This is a genomic window from Sulfuricurvum kujiense DSM 16994 (genome assembly GCF_000183725.1).
GTDB classification, from domain to species: domain Bacteria; phylum Campylobacterota; class Campylobacteria; order Campylobacterales; family Sulfurimonadaceae; genus Sulfuricurvum; species Sulfuricurvum kujiense.
On the sequence record NC_014762.1, the window covers coordinates 2,460,008 to 2,480,696 of the forward strand.

At 46.4% G+C, this 20,689-nt stretch carries 18 protein-coding genes; 13 read left to right on the plus strand and 5 right to left on the minus strand.

Annotated features, from left to right (window positions below; genetic code table 11):
• The first annotated feature begins 67 nt into the window (after nt 1-67).
• The gene (locus SULKU_RS12325; RefSeq protein WP_013461301.1) at nt 68-673 is read left to right on the plus strand and encodes a hypothetical protein; all 606 of its coding nucleotides are present in this window, start codon (nt 68-70) and stop codon (nt 671-673) included.
• Nucleotides 670-1,551, plus strand: coding sequence for a hypothetical protein (locus SULKU_RS15065; RefSeq protein ID WP_013461302.1), 882 nt, complete (start codon nt 670-672; stop codon nt 1,549-1,551). Before SULKU_RS12325 ends, SULKU_RS15065 begins: the two co-directional genes overlap by 4 nt.
• A gap of 105 nt (nt 1,552-1,656) precedes the next feature.
• On the opposite strand, the gene SULKU_RS12335 is transcribed toward SULKU_RS15065, so the two are convergent.
• Nucleotides 1,657-2,895, minus strand: a complete 1,239-nt coding sequence (locus SULKU_RS12335; RefSeq protein WP_013461303.1) for an OmpA family protein — start codon at nt 2,893-2,895, stop codon at nt 1,657-1,659.
• A 66-nt stretch (nt 2,896-2,961) separates the two neighbouring features.
• Here SULKU_RS12335 and SULKU_RS12340 point away from each other — a divergent pair, with 66 nt between their 5' ends.
• Together SULKU_RS12340 and SULKU_RS12345 are read left to right on the plus strand one after the other, a co-directional pair.
• A complete protein-coding gene (locus SULKU_RS12340; RefSeq protein WP_013461304.1) occupies nt 2,962-3,729 on the plus strand; it encodes an RMD1 family protein in 768 nt (255 codons plus the stop codon).
• 55 nt (nt 3,730-3,784) lie between these two features.
• A complete protein-coding gene (locus tag SULKU_RS12345; RefSeq protein WP_013461305.1) occupies nt 3,785-4,075 on the plus strand; it encodes a c-type cytochrome in 291 nt (96 codons plus the stop codon).
• On the opposite strand, the gene SULKU_RS12350 is transcribed toward SULKU_RS12345, so the two are convergent.
• Together SULKU_RS12350 and SULKU_RS14610 are read right to left on the minus strand one after the other, a co-directional pair.
• Nucleotides 4,076-7,000, minus strand: a complete 2,925-nt coding sequence (locus tag SULKU_RS12350; protein ID WP_013461306.1) for an EAL domain-containing protein — start codon at nt 6,998-7,000, stop codon at nt 4,076-4,078. It lies immediately after the preceding gene.
• Entirely contained in the window at nt 6,997-8,334 is a 1,338-nt protein-coding gene (locus tag SULKU_RS14610; RefSeq protein ID WP_013461307.1) for a diguanylate cyclase, read from the minus strand. Before SULKU_RS14610 ends, SULKU_RS12350 begins: the two co-directional genes overlap by 4 nt.
• Nucleotides 8,335-8,565: 231 nt before the next feature.
• On the opposite strand from SULKU_RS14610, the gene SULKU_RS12360 reads away from it, so the two are divergent.
• On the plus strand, nt 8,566-9,897 hold the full coding sequence (locus SULKU_RS12360; protein ID WP_013461308.1) for a sensor domain-containing protein: 1,332 nt from the start codon (nt 8,566-8,568) through the stop codon (nt 9,895-9,897).
• Here the strand turns inward: SULKU_RS12360 and SULKU_RS14905 are convergent.
• Nucleotides 9,851-10,180 carry a hypothetical protein gene (locus SULKU_RS14905; RefSeq protein ID WP_013461309.1) on the minus strand — a complete coding sequence of 110 codons (330 nt, stop codon included), beginning with the start codon at nt 10,178-10,180 and terminating at the stop codon, nt 9,851-9,853. The two genes, SULKU_RS12360 and SULKU_RS14905, sit on opposite strands and share 47 nt — an antisense overlap.
• 104 nt (nt 10,181-10,284) lie before the next feature.
• On the opposite strand from SULKU_RS14905, the gene SULKU_RS12365 reads away from it, so the two are divergent.
• The 3 genes from SULKU_RS12365 (at nt 10,285) to SULKU_RS12375 (ending at nt 13,213) form a co-directional block, all read left to right on the plus strand.
• Nucleotides 10,285-11,052, plus strand: a complete 768-nt coding sequence (locus tag SULKU_RS12365; RefSeq protein WP_013461310.1) for a M15 family metallopeptidase — start codon at nt 10,285-10,287, stop codon at nt 11,050-11,052.
• Between the two features lie 3 nt (nt 11,053-11,055).
• Nucleotides 11,056-11,514, plus strand: coding sequence for a nucleoside deaminase (locus SULKU_RS12370; RefSeq protein ID WP_013461311.1), 459 nt, complete (start codon nt 11,056-11,058; stop codon nt 11,512-11,514).
• Between the two features lie 64 nt (nt 11,515-11,578).
• Entirely contained in the window at nt 11,579-13,213 is a 1,635-nt protein-coding gene (locus SULKU_RS12375; protein ID WP_013461312.1) for a methyl-accepting chemotaxis protein, read from the plus strand.
• Here SULKU_RS12375 and arsC read toward each other — a convergent pair.
• Nucleotides 13,210-13,554, minus strand: coding sequence for an arsenate reductase (glutaredoxin) (gene arsC / locus SULKU_RS12380; protein ID WP_013461313.1), 345 nt, complete (start codon nt 13,552-13,554; stop codon nt 13,210-13,212). The genes SULKU_RS12375 and arsC overlap by 4 nt on opposite strands.
• A gap of 307 nt (nt 13,555-13,861) precedes the next feature.
• On the opposite strand from arsC, the gene SULKU_RS12385 reads away from it, so the two are divergent.
• The 5 genes from SULKU_RS12385 (at nt 13,862) to SULKU_RS12405 (ending at nt 20,683) form a co-directional block, all read left to right on the plus strand.
• Nucleotides 13,862-15,256, plus strand: a complete 1,395-nt coding sequence (locus tag SULKU_RS12385; protein WP_013461314.1) for a cytochrome c — start codon at nt 13,862-13,864, stop codon at nt 15,254-15,256.
• Complete coding sequence (locus SULKU_RS12390) at nt 15,256-16,578, plus strand: c-type cytochrome (RefSeq protein ID WP_013461315.1); 1,323 nt, start codon at nt 15,256-15,258, stop codon at nt 16,576-16,578. The genes SULKU_RS12385 and SULKU_RS12390 overlap by 1 nt, the downstream gene beginning before the upstream one ends.
• A gap of 179 nt (nt 16,579-16,757) precedes the next feature.
• Entirely contained in the window at nt 16,758-17,243 is a 486-nt protein-coding gene (locus SULKU_RS12395; protein ID WP_013461316.1) for a TlpA family protein disulfide reductase, read from the plus strand.
• Nucleotides 17,243-18,157 carry a 4Fe-4S binding protein gene (locus SULKU_RS12400; protein ID WP_013461317.1) on the plus strand — a complete coding sequence of 305 codons (915 nt, stop codon included), beginning with the start codon at nt 17,243-17,245 and terminating at the stop codon, nt 18,155-18,157. The genes SULKU_RS12395 and SULKU_RS12400 overlap by 1 nt, the downstream gene beginning before the upstream one ends.
• 183 nt (nt 18,158-18,340) lie before the next feature.
• Nucleotides 18,341-20,683 (plus strand): TonB-dependent receptor, encoded by a 2,343-nt coding sequence (locus tag SULKU_RS12405; protein WP_013461318.1) that lies wholly within the window; start codon nt 18,341-18,343, stop codon nt 20,681-20,683.
• Nucleotides 20,684-20,689: the final 6 nt, after the last annotated feature.

A 20,689-nucleotide genomic window follows, 5' to 3' on the forward strand; every position in this document is an offset into this window, starting at 1 on the left:
CCCGCTAACATTTTACCTTATTTTTGCCCTAACACTACTCTAAAGATCATCATGATATACTTTATTTATGCAAAACAGACCGACTGAAGATCAAATCCGTACCCAATTCGTCACTTCGTTGATGAATTATTTTAAAATCGAGGAAGACGTTTTTTTACGCAGCCATATCGATGAACTGATCCGCCCTATCAGCCCCAGTCGATACAGCAGTTTTCTAAACCGTCTCTCCTCACGCGATATGCCCTACAAAACAGCGTTCGAAAAAATAGCCCTCATCGCTTCGGAATTTGAAGACGAAGCCCTCTCTCCTATCGATCAGGAAGCGCAGGAGCGGACGCAAAAACTGTATACGCTGATGTACGATTTACACCGGGATATAAGTCTGATACGCGATGGAGACAAAAGTGCGCTGGAGCGTTTTGAGGCCATCCGATTCACCTCGATCAAACGCTCAGGCGAAGAGAAACCCTTGCTGGATGAAACCGATATCAATGTCGTTAAAACGCTTACCAAACGGTGGATTTACGATTATGTCTCGTTGGACCGATCCCTTTTTGATGCACGCGTCCTGCACGAATACCGCAATGAAATTCTCCGCCGCGAACGGGAGAAAAACGAGACCCTTGCCGCGCCGCTCAAAGCCAAACTCATCTCTTCGGCCAAACGCTCATGATTACCCTTCCGACCTCGCTGATCGATCGGGACGATCTCAGCCTTATGGAACGATCCCTTATCCCCCTTATCGCACGCCATACCCAGCAATGGGGAGACAAACCGGGAGATGTCGACGCCTCCACACTGGCGCAAACGCTCCGCCATAGCCCCCGTGAAGTGATCGAAGCGCTGGATTCGATGGTCAAAAAGAACATTCTCAAAACCCTCCGCCGCAAAACCGCTCAGGGGGTAATGATCTATTACACGTTTGCTCCGATCGCCGCCCTCCCGTCTGCAAGCTTGGCGTTGAGTGCAACCGAATACAGCGACAGCAACTATTTTCTGAATCTCTCAAACGACGCGTATGAAGAGCTGCATATTTTTGCATTGGAGCTTTGTGATCGAGAGGGTTTACGACGGGAGCTTTTTGATGAGTTCAACCTCTATCAACGCTCTAAAAACAACCGTTCGTTCGACTGGTGTGCGGAATTTGAGCGCTGGGTGCGCCGCGAGATAACATCGAATGCTCCGGTTCTGGCATCCGAACAGGCACTCTCTGATGCAAAACCGACGACGGAAGAGTTCGAAATGGCGCAGTATTTCATCCGCCATCTCGCCTCCATCGATCCGCAGTTTGAAGAACCGTTTGACGTACTGAGCTGGGCGAAACAGATCCGTCTTCTCATCGATACGGGAGGATACTCCCTCCTTGATATCAAATCGGTCATAGATTGGCTCTTTAGTGCCAAAGGAGACTGGTTCCGTCCGAATGTCCCTGACGCCTACCATTTGCGCAAACATTTCAAACGGCTCATAGCCCATACCCGCTCTTTCCGCGACGGTAAACCCCGTCTGCCCGACGGGGTTAATATCTTTGATATTATCGGGAGAGAATAGATTCTATTCTTATGTTATGCACTAAAACGGATATATTCGTTTTAGTGGCAAAGACCAAAGTCCTTTGCAATCCCCTGAAGCTACAAAAACTACGTTTTTGAGATTTTAGTTTAGGATAAATTCAATCCGTCGATTTTTCGATCTTCCCTCTTCGGTCTCGTTAGGGGCAACAGGATCGACATCTCCCCTACCGTTTACTTTAATAGCGCTTGAGTCAACTCCGATCGAGACAAGATAATCGGCTACCATTTGCGCCCGCGCTTCCGAGAGGATAGCATTTGTCGCATACAGCGCTTTTAGACGCTGAGGCGGGATATTATCGGTATAACCGTTGATCGTTACCGATTTGTATCCGCCCGCTTTAAAAAGCTGCGCCCATTCGCGCAAACGCTCTTTTCCGACTTCGCTAAGGGCGACAACCCTGCTTTCGAAGATCTGAAAATTTCGGAAGTACGGTGCCGGAGCCGCTGCCTCAACAACAGGCTTTTCAGTTGCCGGTTTTGCTACGACGACAACAGGTTTTTCGACTGCCGGTTTCGCTGCAACAACAGGAGCCGCAGGTTCGATTTTCGGTTCAACGTTTGCAATCGGCGGCGTCGTTTGCGATTTTACTTCCGGTTCCGGCATAACCGTTTTAGTCACATCCGGGACGGGAGTCTCTTTTTCTTTCGGTACGGCAGGTTCTTCTTTGCGCGGTTTAGTCGGTTTAACAGGTTTTACGTCAATGACAGGTTGCATCGGATCAGCCATTGCGATACTCGAAGCACTTTGCCCCGGTTTTAGTTTTTCCAGTTCCATCATGATGCAGGCACCTTTAACATCGCGTGCGGTGAGGGTATAGGTATTGCCTTTTCGCTGCCACTGCGGATTTTTAAGCGGCTTGAGATCCTGATCCAATCCTTGATATTTTCGGACGCCGTATCCTTTCGGGATATTGATCGTAAGAATATTCTCTGCCGTTACACAATCGGCTGAGCCTTTGCAATCTCCTCCGCTAAGGAGAATTTTGATCACGCCGTTCTCCTCAGAAACCAAAAAATCGTCTTTATCGGCACGCTCAAGGTATGAATAGCGATCGGTATTGGCAAAGGAGAGTTTGATCATCCCTTCTTTTGTTTTTTCTATCGAATGGCTTGCAGGTCGGACATACACGATCCGATCGGCGTCAAACCCTTTCTCAAACATGAATCCGTAATTTTTATTTTTTTCGCCTTGATAATTGAAATGGAAAATACCTTCCGAAAAATCGGCCTGAGGATAAAAAATCATCTCCGAAACATCGGCTGAAACGCTGTTCCAACCCAACAACAACCCTACCAATCCGACTGCTATTTTACTTTGCATTATCACCTCATTGTAATAAAGGGATGATACAATAAAACAAACCAATTTTCGGTTAAAGGTGTTCCGATGAATCTATTATCCCTTTATCTCAGCCATCCGCTTACAACCGCAACCGTCGAATATGCCCTCGATATCACCCTAAGCCGAGGGGTTGAAAACGGCTATTACGGAAAAAGCGATACGCTTCATGTCGTCCTGGCACCGTTTGGGGTTCTTACCCTCATCGCCGAAGGGAAAAAAGAGATACTGGATGCGCTTTCACTTTTGCGCGTATCACTCGATGCCCCCGGTCTTATTACCCAAGATTATCCGATCCTTATCGATTCTGAACTGCCCACCCTTTTTAAAGTCACGAATAATGAAATCATTTTGCGTGAAGCCTCAACCTTGAATCTGAATATCATTGCACTCGCAATCAGTCAGAGTGTCGGGTTAGAACATTACGAAAAACGGCTCGATACCCTCTTTTTGCAAAGCCGCCGTATCGTCGAATCCATCCATACCTTCTCGATCAGCCGCCGCGCTCATCTGATGCAGTTTGCCAAACGCCTCGCCCTTACCCGTCACGATATGGTGAGTAACCTGCTGCTGTTGGATAAACCGAATATTTTATGGGATAACGAAGATGCCGAAAATCTCTATACCCGCCTTGCTTTTATCCTCGAACTGAACGATCGGCATGAAACGGCGCTCTCTAAACTCTCTCAGATAAAAGAGGACGTACTGCTCGTTATGGATATTATCAATCATAAAAAGAGCGAATTTTTAGAGTGGATCATTATCATCCTTATCGCCGTCGAAATTGTTATGGGGATAATCGAGTTCATCCGTTAGTATAAAATACGTTTTATGCTACAATAAAATCACCTATACTTTGGAGGGGATTGTGATGATGAAAAAGCTACTTGTTTTGAGTGTATTAGGTGTATCGGCTTTATGTGCTGCCGACGGAGCCAAACTTTTTGGTGCCAAATGTGCCGAATGTCACGGGGGAGACGGCAAGGATGTTTCTATCTCCGGAAAAGCGATTGCGGGTGACGCTGCGACCTTAACAAAACTGGTGGGCTACAAAAACGGCTCTTTCGGCGGCGAACAAAAAGCAACAATGCAAGGCTCTATAGCCGGTCTAAGCGACGATGATCTAAAAGCGATTGCCGCACACGTCGGAACCCTGAAGTAATCAGTGGAGGAGTTTCTCAAACTCCGTCGCCCTTAGCGGCTGACTTTTAAAATATCCCTGATACATCGTGCACCCTTTTTCACGTAAAAAATCTATCTGTTCAATACGCTCTGTCCCTTCGGCAAGTACCTGAAATCCAAGGGCTTGTCCCATGGCTATGATCGCCGAAACAATCGCCATATCGTCACGTTCGTAGGGAATGTCATCGACAAAACTTTTATCGATCTTCAGTACATCGATCGGGAACCGCTTGAGATACGAAAGGGATGAGTACCCCGTACCGAAATCATCGATGGCTAAACGGATACCGTGTGCGCGAAGGGAATGAAGCATCTCTACCGTCTCCTCTTCACGCTGCATTAATGCGCTTTCGGTGAGTTCTAACTCCAGCCGATCGGCCGGATAACCGCTTTTTTTAAGAGCCTCTTCAACCATATGCGGTACATTTTGATGACGTACCTGATGTGCCGATACATTCACGGCCAATGTCAGCCTGTGCCCCATATCCAGCCAAATCTTCCCCTGCCGGCACGTTTCATTTAAAACCCACTCTCCGATCTCTCCTATCAGTCCGATCTCCTCGGCTATGGGAATAAATTCAGCCGGGGATACCAACCCCTTTACCGGAGAATTCCACCGTATCAGCGCTTCTGCCCCGACAATACGTCCCGTCTGTATATGGACCTGCGGCTGATAATAAACTTCAAACTCTTGATTTAGGATCGCACGTCTCAAGCGTGTCTCGCATTCGATACGCTGCCGTGCCGAATCGGTAAGTTCATCGGTGTAATAGTGATAGACTCCCCGCCCCTCTGCTTTCGCTTTATAAAGCGCCGCATCAGCGTGTTGGAGGAGTATCGCCGCATCACTCCCATGATCAGGAAACAATACAATTCCGGCACTTGCCCCAACATGGATGAGTGCACCGGCTGAAAGTCGGTACGCCTCTGCCAAGGTACCCAGCATCTCTTGGGCTAAACGCCCCGCATCCTCCGGACGGGTAATATTTTCGAGAACCACGGCGAACTCGTCTCCCCCTAGCCTGGCGATCAAATCTCCTTCACGCAAACGTGACGTAAATCGTTCCGATACCATTTGCAACAGTTCATCTCCCGCACTGTGCCCGTAACTGTCATTAATATCTTTGAAACGGTCCAAATCAAACATCAGCAGTGCTAGCTGAGTTTTATCCCGATTGGCTTTATCAATCGAATTTTGCAAATGCGCATGAAGCAATCCCCGATTTGCCAAGCCGGTCAAAGGGTCAAAGTTGGCTAAAATTTCAAGCTGCTCTTCATGTTTTTTTCGTTCACTAATATCACGTGCTACCCCAAGAATACCGATCACTTTACCGCTTGGATCTTTCATAGGGGTTTTGATTGTGTCAAATGTCCCCGCATAACTTCCATCCGCAAACTGTAAAAATTCTTCATTATGATGAGAAGCGCCTAAGCGCATTGCAGCATTATCGTTTTCCCGAAAAAACTGTGCCAATTCCGGGTCAACAAAATCAAAATCATTTTTGCCAATAATCTCTGATTCTTTAGCATTGTAAAGCCGTTCAAACATTGGATTACACGCCAAATACGTTCCTTCCGTATCTTTTAACCAAATAAGATCAGGAATCGTACTTACAAGGGTACGGAGAAAAGCAGTCTGCTTTGCCAGCTCTTGTTGGCGTTCACGCAACGTTTGATCTGCTTTTTTTTGTTCAGTGATATCGCGATAAACCGCCATCATATACGGATGGTCTAAAAATGTAATGGAAACAACATTCACCAATATATCGAGCAACTTTCCATTTTTAGTTTTATGAACCGTTTCAAAGCAATCTTGGCCGTTTTGTATAATCGCATCGATACGGCGACGTGTTTCGTGAGGGGACTCTATCGCTTCATAATCTGAAACCGAAAGTTCTGAAAATTCATCTGCCTTATATCCCAAACGCTCATATGCGGAACGATTAAACTCTACTGCTTTCATCGTAATCGAATCAATCAAAACGACCCCGTCAGGAAGCGCTTCAAAAAGAGTACGAAGCTTTAAGGCATTTTGTTCGCTCGATATTTTTTCACTTTTTAGGGCATTTTTTCGTTCCCCGATCTTGATAATCGCTTCATTTTTTTGTTCGATTACACGGATTAAATAGTCAAAATAGGCACCATGAACCGCATGCAGAACATCATGGCGGCTCAAAAGCCCGACGAGATTTCCGGTCTCATCAACAACAATGAGCTGATGAACGCCGTGTTCTTCCATTAAAGATGCAGCTTCCTGCAGCGGGATACTTTTTTCGATAAGATGAAAATTGCGATGAAGCAATGCCTCCACCGTCACATCCTTATCCCCTTTTTTCTGTGCATGTACGCGGGCAATATCGCGTTCCGTGATCAATCCGGAAGGATGACTTCCGTTTAAAACAACCGCATATTCGGATTTACGTTCATGCATAAGCGCAGCTGCTTCAAAAAGAGGGGTATCAGGCGAAACAATCAACAGTGAACCGCTCATCGCTTCAGCGACTACTTTGAATTTTCCCAACTGCTCAAATCCGATATGACGAAGAAAATCTCCCTCGCTAACAACCCCGACAAATCGTTCCTCTTCGTCCACAACAACCAAGTGGCGATACCCTTTTTCTTCCATCATCGCATACGCATCATGAAGGTAAAATGTCTCCTCGACACAAAACGGTTCCGGTGTCATCACCTCACGTAAAGATTGTTCAATATTAATAAAATCGGCAACAACGCCCAATGCGTCATGTTCGGTAAAAATTCCGATCGGACGGTTATCGGAATCAACGACGATAACGGAACTTATCCCCGCTTTTGTCATCGTTTCCAATGCATCTGCAATGGATTGATCAGCATCTAAAGCCAAGCCGTCATTCGAAATAATCGATTTAAGCGTAACCTGTTTCATCCGTTACCCGAACATGTCATCGTTCGATTACGTCCCATATCTTTTGCCGAATATAGGGCATTATCGGCACGTTCAATCGCACTGATGAGGGTGTCTTCGCTTCTAACTTCCGTAATCCCGATACTGCAGGTTATCCGCCCCACATCTTCAAACGGCTGTATTTCAATCATACTTCGGATCTTTTCCCCGACACAATACGCTTCTTCGCATCCCGTATTTCGAAGAAGCAATACAAACTCTTCTCCGCCCCACCGTGCAAATAAATCGGCTTCCCGAACCGAAGACGCTACCAAAGAAACAAACCGTTTAAGGACATAATCTCCGATATTATGTCCGTACGTGTCATTAACCCGTTTAAAATAATCCAAATCGATCATCATTAGTGCCAAGTTCCCCCCCTGGCGTTTTATAATCGAAAGCTCTTGTGAAAAGAGTTCGGCAAACATATGGCGGTTATGAATCTCAGTCAGGGAGTCTTTCGTCGCTAACTGCGTCAAATGTCGATTTTTCTGCTGCAGGATTTGGGTAATCTCTTCAAATTGTTTAAAATGGTCCTGCATAAGCTGTGACCATTTCAGATAGGTACGTGAAATCAAATCCTGCTGAGTGACAATCCCCACAACCTGTCCATCATCATTGGTCACGACTATCCGTTTGAAATGACCGTTGCGCAAGTACTCAAGTCCCTCGCTTATCGATGCTTTTTCACTCAACATTTCGACAGGGGAAGACATCACTTCGCTTACAGCCATTGTAGGACAATTACCTTCTCCGATAAATTTGATAACATCTTTAGAGGTCAGTATCCCTATTGCATGTTTATCCTCTTGGATAATGACGCAATCACTTAATGAATCTTTCATATATTCCAATATGTCGGACATCGGAGTATCAGGGGAAAAAGTTTTATATCCGAATTTTTTTTCAAAAATCGTCGAAATCTGTAACGACTCTAAAATAATCTGCGGATCGACGCTGGCGACAATATCACTGTTGGTCACCAATCCGTACAGACTTCCGTCTTTATTGCAAACACAGATGTGTTCATCGATATCATTCGTTAGGTTGAGGGCATTGACGATATTGCTCTCTTTGTCAATTAGCGGGAGAGGACGAAGAGGGATTTGAGACAGGGGGGTAGAAAAACTTACCCCTTCGAGTTTCAGACGGATAACATCTTTTGTCGTAATAATATAATGAAGCGTATTGTTGATAACAATGACGCTGCGATGGTTATATTGATGCATTTTGTCCAGTGCATCTTGCACCGTATGATGCATATCGACCGTAATCACGTCAGTCGTCGCTATCAGTCCTAGGGAAGGGAAAAACATAGACAACACTCCTCTCTACATATTTTTATTATACCCGCTAGAACCTCAAAAAGTATCCATATTTTACTATAATTTAATGTTGTCATAATATATAACATAATAGAATGCATAAAATTACACAAGGATATCGCCTGTTCCTATGAGTTCCCGCATGTTCTTTGCCCTATATATCGGCTGCATTGTCCCGCTTTCCCCGCTTGGGATTGTTTTTTATCCCCTGACTGATTTTTAATGGAAATACTGGCGATTCCCTCTCTCGTCATTGTTTTATCCCTTTGGGTAGCCCACTCGATTTTTCTCAATCGCCGTCTTATCGAAAGCAAAAAACGATACTGGGAGTTTTTCAGCGATTCTCCCGTAGCCCTCATCGTTGTCGACCACGATTACTGTATTACAGAATGGAATCAGAGTGCTGAAACCATTTTCGGATGGAGTGCCGATGAAGCCTCAGGGCAAAATATCATCGAGCTGATCGTCCCGGATTTTGATCAAGACCAAGTTATTTCCGTACTTCAAAAAGCCTCAACCGAGGGGAGAAGTTTTTCCAAGAACTATAATATCACCAAAAACGAAACCGAAATTTTTTGCGAATGGCGCAATCATAAACTGGCGGGGAAAAAGGGGGAAATACTTTGTATAGCTCAAGATATCACCCTTACCAAAAAAACACTCGATGACCTCAACAAGCGCTCTACCGCATTGGAAAGTGCGGGCGATGCCATTTTTTATACCGATAGCAAAGGGCTAATCGAGTTTGCCAACCCCAGCTTTTTTGCGCTCGGACTCAAAGACCAAGACCATCTGTACGGAACCCATATCGGCAAATATCTTTTTAAAGAACGGCTCACATTCAATACCATATTCTCCCAATTCAGCGTCAACCATACCTGGAGAGGAACCATTACCAAAGCATCGCAAACAGGGGACAAAGTCCTCAGTGCTACCATCACGGCGATCTACCATCGCAATCGTCTTGTCAGTTACGTTGCCAACCTGCACGATATTACCCATATCACCACTCATGTCGACGCTTTGACCTATCGGGTTCAGCATGACACCCTCACCGGCGCCACCAACCGTGCTACATTAAACGACCGGCTGGGGCATGCCATCACCCGCTCGAAACGGAATAAAGAGAAAGTTGCCCTCTATTTTATCGATTTGAATGATTTTAAACTGGTCAACGACCGTTACGGACATGAAGCGGGAGACCGATTGTTGCAAAACGTCGCTAAAAATATCAGGGCATGCCTGCGAAACAGCGATACGGTTTGCCGCTACGGCGGAGATGAATTTATCGTAATGATCGAAGATGTGAAAAGCGAAGAGCATCTTCATAGCGTTCAAGATGCGATAATGGCCGCTATCAACGAACCGATTTATCTGGACGATAAAACTGTTCTGCACGGCAAAGCGAGTATCGGGATGGCACTTTATCCCGATCATGCGGCAGACGGCGAGGAGCTTATAAAAGCGGCCGATCACGCGATGTATGCCGTTAAAAAGAAAAAACACCTCAGCGAACCCGTACCAATACTTTGCGTTGACAGTCACAGTCGCTGAAATAGACCCACTGTTCTTGATAAATCGGCTGCGGTGAATACACAACAGGCACCTGAGTACTCTGCACATAGGTCACTGATCCGCGCCGCGGTTCTGAGAGGGCATATCCCAATACTCCGCCGATTACCATAGGAACAACCCAGTCGGTGTGATGGTGATTCGACATTTTTACATGACGGACGGGCTCATATCGCCCTCCCCGTTCATGCCCTCCGGCATATGCACTCGAAACCAAAAGAACGGCGGCAGTGATAACTGCCCCCCACGGCTGAACTTTTTTCATAGGAGACTCCTATCGTTTAGATACCGTTATGATCTCCAAGGTTTGTGAAGTGATCGTGAATCAAAAATATTCGGTAAAATAGCACCCGATATCGGAGGAAACCCATGCGTCCATTTACCCTTTTTACCGTTTCGGCTTTACTTTTTTCACTTAGCTGGGGCAATCCCCAATGCTATGTCGAAGGGTACGGCGACCTTATCGTCTCGGCTGACGAAAATTCACTCGTTCTCAAAGACGGAACACGATTTGCCTATCATACCGACAGTTCCAAAGCTTCATGGGACGAAAAAATAAACAACGCCGATCTTGCCGTTCAGCTCTCTCAACGCTACGATGCGGGAGGATACGATACCCCGCCGCCGTACCTTTTTGATCCGGGACGTCTGCGCTATCAGCCGTTTTTTCAATCCCTCTACGGCAAAGACAAACAATCCGTTGAAAAGAATCTTGTCCGCATTAACTGGCCGACGATGAAAGGTTCTATCAAACTTCCCGTCTCCAAAATCGACGGTGTGGATAAAAAGCTCTATGCGATCGGCCAGGAGATTGCCAAATTGCCTAAATCGGACCGGATATGGGCGGAGGGGGCGACGACCTACGCCTACCGTGTGATTAAAGATACCGACCGGCTCTCGATGCACAGTTTCGGGATTGCCATCGATCTGGCACCGGCCAAAACCCAGTATTGGAAAGATGAGAATCCTTCCGAAACGGCACATATCGGGTATAAAAATACGATGCCGCTCTCCATCGTCCGTATTTTCGAAAAACACGGCTTTATCTGGGGAGGACGGTGGTACCACTATGATACGATGCATTTTGAATACCGTCCGGAGCTCTTCGCACCCTCCTGCACGCTAAAAGGGAAATAAGTCATGAATACCTGGATGGCGATAGCCCGGGATGAAGCGTTAAAGGGGATGGACAGCAACGAGGGGGGACCTTTCGGCGCCGCAATCGTACGTAACGGCAGCCTCATCGCGGCGGCTCATAATGAGGTGCTGAAGAGCAATGACCCCACCGCTCATGCCGAGATTAATGTCATTCGCAAAGCTTCCGAAAAATTAGCAACCTATGACCTGTCTGACTGCGTCCTCTATACGACATGCTATCCGTGTCCGATGTGTTTGGGGGCAATTCTTTGGGCACGGATTCCAACCGTTTATTATGCTTCGACAATGGACGATGCAGCTCGCGGCGGGTTTGACGACAAAGCATTTTATACAATGATCACCGATCCAAAGTCGGTTCTTGATCTGCATCCTCTCGACAGTGAAGAAGGGAACCGGCTGTTTTTCAGATGGAACGAAAAAATGGACAGAACCGTTTATTAGAAATTTTGTGACCTTATCGTAACCATAAGATTTTACACTTCTGGACTTTTTTTTAAGGTCTATCATGATTTCCGCTCCCGTTATCTCCCGTCTCTCTATTCGACAAAAAATCACCCTTATTGTCGTATTGACACAGCTCTTCGCCGTGACCGCTATCGCTATCGGTATTATCGGGATGTTTCTCTCAAACGGTTCGCTTCAAAGGATCAATGACCAAAGTCTCCATCCGCTCGATCAGCTCCGCCAATGCAAACACTCGATGATCAACGTCATTCAAGCCAAAGCGCAGCTTATTTCCGAAGGTGCCGGTGATTACGATCTCGATCTAAAAGCGATCAAAGAAGCGCATAAGCAGTTCAATCTTCAATGGGCAGCCTATATCAAATCACCCAAAATTGCGAAAGAATCGGAACTCCTAGAAGAGGCGAAACAGCAGGTTGAACGGGCGGACCGCTCTATGAGCGCGCTTGAGACGGCTATTGCAAGCCGTGATATTATGGAAATCCATGATTTGGTTTCGAGCGATTTTCCGTTCAGCTTTGCTCCGTTAGCGGAACGTTTCGATACATTGATAACGATTCAATTGGGAAATACGCAATCGCTCTATACGGCGGCACAGACACAATTTAATCAAACGCTCATTCTAATCGCCGTTATTTTCCCGATCGGCATGGTCATCATCTTTTTTACCCTTCGAATCATCACCCGCGAACTGATCGAAAAAATCACCCTCCTCTCACAGATCATCCACCATCTGCGCGAAGGAAATCTCCAAGAACGGATCAAAACCGAGGGGAGAGATGAACTCTCTTCCGCCGCAAACGATATGAACGGTTCGATGGATGAACTCCAAAAAATCCTTACCGATATCAAATCGGTCTCTTCTGAGAGTATTGCGACGGCTCAAGAGCTTAACAATGTAGCCGACACCATTCGCCAACGATTAGAGACAAGTACAACCGACATAGCACTCACCCACACGCAGCTCGTCGAACTCCAATCCATCGTTCATACTTCGACCTCTTCCGCACGGGAGACAACCGATAAAATCGATGAAGCCAATTCCAACCTGATCGAAGCCAATACCCAAATTTCGAAAATGAACAACGATATTCAATCGGTCGCACAGATTCAGCAGAATCTCTCAAATGAACTGCAAACCCTCTCTTCACAGGCACAACAGGTCAAAGGGATCTTGAATATTATCGGGGACATTGCCGATCAGACCAATCTCCTCGCACTCAATGCAGCTATCGAAGCCGCACGGGCGGGAGAACACGGGCGAGGATTCGCCGTGGTCGCCGATGAAGTGCGCAAATTGGCCGAACGTACGCAAGAGAGTCTGGCACAAATCAACAGCACTATCAGCACCATCGTCAATGCGATTATGGATACCAGCGATAAAATGGAGAAATCGACGGGTTCAGTCTTAAAAGTTTCTACCGATTCCGATACCGTTCAGCGTATTATCAACAGCTCCTCATCGCTTATCTCCGTTGCTGCGGCAAGCGTCCACCAATCGAATGCTCATCTCTCCGATTTGACGGGGGGAATGCAATTGATATCCGCTAAAATCGACTCGCTCAATACTATCGCTTCTTCCAATACGAACAGTATTCAAGAGATCACCGATGTCGCTTCACGCCTTGATGAAAGTACCGCCAATATCAATCAAAAACTGGAAAAATTCCGCACCTAACCTAAAAATTCGATCACTTTTTCAACCGGGCGGCCGATAACGGCACGGTTCTCTTCGATAAGGATCGGACGTTCGATCAGTTTCGGATGTTCCGCCAACACATCGATAAGTTCGGATTCATCCGTGATTTTTGCAATTTGCAGTTCTTTATACAGATCCTCTTTGGTACGCATCAGCTCGCGTGCCGAAATCCCGAGTTTTTTAAGCAATGCGGCAATCTCTTCACGTGATGGAGGAGTATCGAGATATTTAAATATTTCGAACGCGCTGTTTTTATCTTCCAACAGCTTCAGTGCTTCGCGTGATTTTGAACATTTCGGGTTATGCCAGATGGTCATCATATCATTTCTCTTTTTAGTGTAATTATAGCCTAGCGTATAAATCAAATTAATCTTAAATATTTTTACTAACTACTTAACACAAAATTAACACAGATAGTCCATAATCCTAGTCTCAGAAATTACCATTAGGAGTTTAAAGGAGAAAAAAACGGAGGAGAAACCAACCAACGATCCGCCCGCCCTATGAATTGGACCTCTCAGGCGAGCGGAAAAACGTATTGCATAGCAACGTCTAAATTATAGCGTTTTTTTGCGCTGTTTCTCCGACGTTGTCGTGCATACACCTATATTTATCTAAAGGAAATGTATGTTCGATTTTCCCATATTCGAAATGCCCACAATCGGGCTAAGAATGCTCATGGCGATCAATGCGATCATCCACGTATTTGTCTCTCACGGCGGTGCCGTCGGAGGTTCCGTGGTGCTTGCACTCGCCGCATGGTGGACCAATAAAAAAGGGGATTTGGCGGGATATGAAACCGTCTATCGCCTCCTCATGGTCTTTTTTATCATCTCTACGTCTGTCGGTGCACTCACCGGAATCGGGATGTGGATTCACGCCAACATTATCAGCCCCAACGCTATCGGTGGACTTATTCGCGTCTTCTTCTGGAAATGGTTTATCGAGTGGATCGTATTTAACTTCGAAGTTATTTTACTCCTCTTCTGGTTTATGACATGGAAAACAAAAGCTACTACAGCTGAAGGTCGCGCTTCTTCCGTTCGCTTCGGAACTTATTATGCGGTATCCTCATGGATCACCATGCTGATCATCACAGCGATTTTAGGCTTTATGTTGACACCGAATTTCGACGGTCAGCCGTGGATCGATCCTGAAGTGTATCCGGGTACCGTCAACTACAACAATGCACTCTTTAACCCGACATGGTTCCCGGGACTCTTAATGAGAACCTTTAGTTCGATCGCGTTTGCTGCTGCATTGGCAATTATGTGGACATGGCTTATCACCGCGTTTAGCAAAAACGAAGAGATCCGTGCTACTAAAGAACGTCTCATCAAATTTTTCGCCACGATTATGATGGTTACGGTTCCTGTTGCTGCGGCATTTGGATACTACTATCTACTCCAAATCCCAGAAGCGGCGCGCGCCATGATCCCGACGGCGATGATGACGAGAGCATTTGCCGATAAAATGGATTTGATGTACATGATTATCAGCGGCATCGGCGGTGCAGTAGTGATAACAACGATTATCGCCTACTTCTCTCCGAAACGGATGCCCTACATTGCGGCAACACTCATGGTTGCAGCATTTATGCTCTTCTGGGGCTTTGAAGAACGTACCCGCGAGTTTATCCGCAAACCCTACCTCATCTATAACTATATGTATGCCAACGGTATCCGTGTTACCGATGTGCCGTATCTAAACAAAGTGGGTATCCTCAAACACGCCATCTTCGTCGATGAAAAAGATAAAGTAATCAAAGAGGATAAATCCAATCTCGTCGAAGTGGGTCACACCATCGCTCGTATCGAGTGCCGTGCCTGTCATACCGAAAACGGTATCAACGGTCTCAAATTCCTAACCAAAGGGTGGAGCCAAGAGGCGATTCGTAACCGTATCAACAACCTTCCGGGCGGGGGAACCCCGTATATGGCTCCGTTTGTCGGAACCGAAGCGGAAAAAGACGCTCTTGCGGCGTATATCGCATCACTTAATAAAAGAGGAGAGATCAAATAATGAACTGGAAACTCCCTTTTGACATCCCCCTCGTCGTACCGACGATGGGACTCCCCGGCTGGTTTTTTGATACGCTGGGAATTATCGTATTTGTCGTGCATATCGCATTTATCTATACCCTCATCGGAGCATCGACCGCGTCGGTTCTCTACAACATCACAGGGGTATTCAAAAAATCTAAAACCGACGATTTGTTGGCGTACAAAATGACCAATCCTACCACCATCAGTGAAAATATGGGGGCATTGTGGGGGGTCGCTCCGCTACTCGTTATTTCGGTACTTTATACCGGATTTTTCTATACGGCGATTCTCAAAGTCTCTCCGCATATCTTGCATATCATTTACGGGAACATCTTCGCGTTCTTGCTCTCGTATGCGTACAAATTCAGTTGGCATTCATTGCATAACCACAAAGGGTTCCATATCGCTATCGGTTTGGTTGCGGTATTAACGTTCTATACGTTGCCTCCGGTGTTTATGTCGATGTCTAACCTCTATTTGCAGCCCGAAACCTTTGCAACGGTGCAAAATATTTGGGACATTATGCTCACCCCGCTCACGAGTTTCCGTTTGCTCAACTTCTTCCTCACGGCGTTTAGCTTTACGGGGATTGTGATGATCTATTTGGGAGTCAAATGGGTCAAAGCAGGCGGTGAAGATGCCGAAGCGGGACGTTTGGCAATCGATCAGGGTAAAAAATGGTTTATGTGGGCCTCTCCGGTCAACATCGCCGTATTGCCGCTCGTGTTTTTCGCATTCAGTCCGCGCATCAGCGAAGCGTATATCCATACGCCGTTTGTATTCTTGCCGTTCGCCGCATCGGCAGTTCTCACGATCTTGTTCTTCTTCTTGCTAAAACGTTTCGGCAATGAAGAGATGAACCTTGGGGATGCGACCAAAGCGATGGTATTGGTGATCGTTGCCGTCGTATTGATGGCAACCGCCCGTCACGGTATCCGCGTGGTGAGTTTCGAGGAACCGCTTAAACTGCAGGCCGAAGCGACCGAAAAATACATGACCGACGTTATCACCGAGTACAAAGCGTACAAAGAGGAGATGAAAAACGCTCCGGCAGTCGTTCTCGATCCGGCGGTTTCATTGGCGGATTCCAAAGGGTGCTTGGCATGCCACAGTGTCGATACTAAACTCGTAGGTCCATCGTATAAAGAGGTTGCTGCCAAAGGTGAAAGTGCCGATGTTCTCACCGCTTCACTCAAAAACGGCTCAACAGGTAAATGGGGTGAAACGCCGATGCCTCCACAAACGCTCACCGATGAAGAGGCTAAAACCCTCATTGAATGGGTGTTGAAGCAAAAATAACACTTTCGTACTTTTCTTTTTAACAAGAAAAGTGCGCAAAAGAAAATCGTCCTCCGAGCAAATCGCACGCGCAACTTCTTGCACTACTGCATCGCCCCTAAAGGGATTTCCTTTGGTCATGCGCGGCTTTTGCGGATGCTCAGAGGACACCTATATCTATTTTCACAAGAGAACCCAATATGCCAAAATCGACCTCCTTAAAGATTCAAACCATATTCGGTTCTCCTTTGAGAATAGTGATTTCACTCTTTTTTAGTTTCTCCCTCTTCGGTGCGCCGCTATCACTCAAAAACACCCCCTATTTTCATCCTAATGCCTCGGTGAACATCGTTATTTTCTACACTACATGGTGTCCCCCGTGCCAACGGAGTCTCGCATTGCTCGGCACCGTCCAAAAAGCTCATCCGGAAATCGCCCTTCATCGGATCTGTGTGGACGATGCCCAAAATCAAAAAAAAGCGGTCCCCTACGGTCTTGGACAAAGCATCCCCATCATATTGATCGCCGATCATAGCGGCAATGTCGTCAAACGCTTTAGCGCATTGCCCGATCACTCGATTTTAAATGCCCTCATCCAAAGACTCGAAGAGGGACGACTCGAAAACGGAACTCTTCCAGCGGATCAACGTCTCGATACGTGGAAAATGAATCGGAAGGGGATGTAATGCAGTTTTTACGCGACAACAAAACATTTTTAGCCTTCCTTATCCCTTTTTTAGTGATTCCATGGATAACGCTCGGCGATTTTCATCTGTTGCTGTTTAATTTTTCCCATGATCGATTCGAAGTCCTCGGCAATGCGATTGAAATGAATACCTATGCGATGATCGCCTTATTGGTCATTCTCGGGGTGGCTTTGACGTTGATCAGCGCTCTTAGCCTCTCGCGGTTTTATTGCGGAACGCTGTGCCCCAACACTTTTTTTGCCCATCTCCTCACCCTTTTCGCTCAAAAGAAAAAATCGATTCTCTCTAAAATCATCGGCTTGAGCATCCTCACCGCTTTGGCGTCGATACTGGCGTTTTCAGTGGTAGCGTACGGGATAAGTACCGATGAGCTGATCGACGCGGTAATGAATCTCACCTTTGCAGGGTGGTTGGTTATCACCCTCTCCGCTCTCATGATCGCCGAGGTCTATATGATACAAGGGTGGTACTGTGCCTATCTGTGCCCCTATGGTGCTACCTGCGCGATACTGCCGATAGAGGATCGGCTGAGCTATGAATTTAGCGATCCTGCCAACGATTGCACCGAGTGCGGCGGGTGTGTCAAAATCTGTCCTATCCCGAATCTCGATATACGCGAGGGATTTGATCTGCGCTGTATCCAGTGCGGTTTATGTGAGGAGGCATGTCACAAAACATTTGCCAAAAACCCCTCGATCACGACACTCATCACCCGCACGAAACACCCGATATTCCAAAGCGGCGGCAAAGGGATCGGCTACCTGCTTGCTATCGTGCTCATTAGTGTGTTTACCGCCTTGGGAACTTTGTATCTGACCCAAGACGATCGGCTGGAGAGTTGCCGATTTGAAAATCGTCCGTTACACCTTTCTATCTCACCAAAGAGCCCATAAACTATGCTCAATACTACCTCGATCCTCATTTTCTTGATGGCTATCCATGCAATTTTTCTCTAGACAATCCGTTAACCGGCTAGCAATCAAACGCATCAAGAACAAAATAGTAAACGCTTAACACGAATGTAACACTTCTAATTCATAATCGCACCCTTTAACTCTAAATTTTAAGGAAGTGCGATGGTAAATAGCCGCCGAATTACCCACAGCCTCTTGCTCTCATCTCTTTTGATAAGCGCATGTTTTGGGACTGAAAACTCAAATGAAGTCCAGTTGGATAAAATTTCCGTCACCGCTACTCAAACCGATAATGGATCCGCAACCGTGCCTGATCTATCAGGACTGCGCGCAGCGACGAGTGATACCGCATCGCTCTTGCGCGACGTGCCGGGCGTAAGTCTCTACGGTGCCGGCGGCGTATCCAGCCTGCCGGTCATCCACGGGCTTGCAGATGATCGCCTACGCATCAAAGTAGACGGTATGGATCTGATCGCCTCATGTCCAAATCATATGAATCCCGCATTATCTTATGTAGACCCTACCAATGTAGACAATATGAAAGTGTATACCGGCGTATCACCGGTGAGTGTCGGCGGCGACAGCATCGGTGGCAGTATTATTGCCGAAACACATGCACCGAAATTTGCTCTGCCCGGACAAGGCAACCTATTTGAGGGCGAGGTAGGCGCTTTCTACCGTAGCAACGGCAATGCTCATGGTGGTAACCTCTCAGCCACTTACGCTACCGATTCGCTGAGCGTTACCTATGCCGGTGCCACCGCCCAGTCTGACAACTACGATGCAGGCGGAGACTATCGTAATTTCTCTGTTACATCCGCAGTTAATGCCAATCATCCTGCCGATGGTGCGCCTAAACTACAAAACCTCGGCACAAACGAAGTCGGCTCAACCGCTTACAAAACACAAAATCACACACTAGGTCTCGCATACCAAAACAGCAATCAGCTGTTTGAAGCAAAATTCGGTTACCAAGACTTGCCTTATCAGCTCTATCCAAATCAACGGATGGATATGCTCGATAATGAAGAAAAACGGATCAACCTACGCTATTTAGCTACATACGACTGGGGTAATGTAGAAGCACGCGCTTATCATGAAACGGTTGAACATTTCATGGATTTTGGAGAAGATAAACTCTACAATTACGGTGCTCTCGTAAACAACACCTATCCCGTCAACGGAATGCCGATGTACACCGAAGGAAAAACGAACGGCGTCTCTGTCAAGACGGAAATTGGACTCAATTCAAGAGATTTATTACGTATCGGCATGGAAGGGCAAACCTATCGATTAAACGACTGGTGGCCACCGGCACCTGACTGCGGTTATACTGGCTTAACCGCGAACTGCACCGGAGGAATGGCACCCGATACGTTTTGGAATATTCGTGACGGCAAACGTGATCGTTTAGCAGCATTCGGCGAGTGGGAAGCCCAATGGAATCCTCAATTGAAATCACTAATAGGCTTACGTTTTGAACAGGTAAAAACCGATAGTGGAGATATTCAAGGCTACAATACCGGCATGATGTATGCCAACAGTTCGGTAGGGACACGCCAAGCTTGGAACGATTTAGATCGCAAACGTACTGACAATAATCTAGACATAACGCTATTGACACAAAATACTATCAATGAACAAAGCTCTATAGAATTTGGTCTTGCTCAAAAAACCCGCTCTCCAAATCTCTATGAACGCTACCCGTGGTCAACCAACGCAATGGCAATGGAAATGAATAACTTTGTCGGAGACGGTAACGGTTATGTCGGGAATCCTGATCTCAAACCGGAAATTGCACATACCGTCAGCCTCACCGCCAACTGGCACAGCACTGGAGGTGACTACCAGTTTATGATGACACCGTTTTATACCCACGTGCATGATTACATCGATGCCCGCCGTACATACCCCGGTGCTTCTGCTGCCAATGCAACGGCTACGAATAGTTTTGTTCGATTGCAATACGTCAATCAAGAAGCACGACTTTATGGTATCGATCTTGCCGGTAAAATGTCACTTAATAGTGCTTTCGGTCTAAAAGGTATAGTAAACTATACCAACGGTAAAAATACTGAGACAGGAGACGAGCTTTACAATATTATGCCTCTCAACGCAAAAGTCGCTCTAACCCATACATTCGATAACTGGAATAATGCCATTGAGGTTATCGGTGTCAAAGCAAAAGATAGTACATCCGATGTACGTAATGAAATCAAAACTTCAGGATACAGCCTCGTCAATATGCGCGGTAGCTATTCATGGCAGAAAGTACGCATTGATTTTGGTGTAGAAAATTTGTTTGATACCCTTTACTACCTGCCGCTCGGCGGTGCTTATACCGGAGAAGGCGCTACTATGTCACTCAATAAAGAAGCCGGTACAGTTAGCTATGCTAACGTCAATAATGGCTCTTATGGCGCTTCAGGAAACACCACTATGTGGGGAACAGCTGTTCCGGGCATGGGTCGCACGCTTTATACCAGTATTAATTATAAATTCTGATTTTCT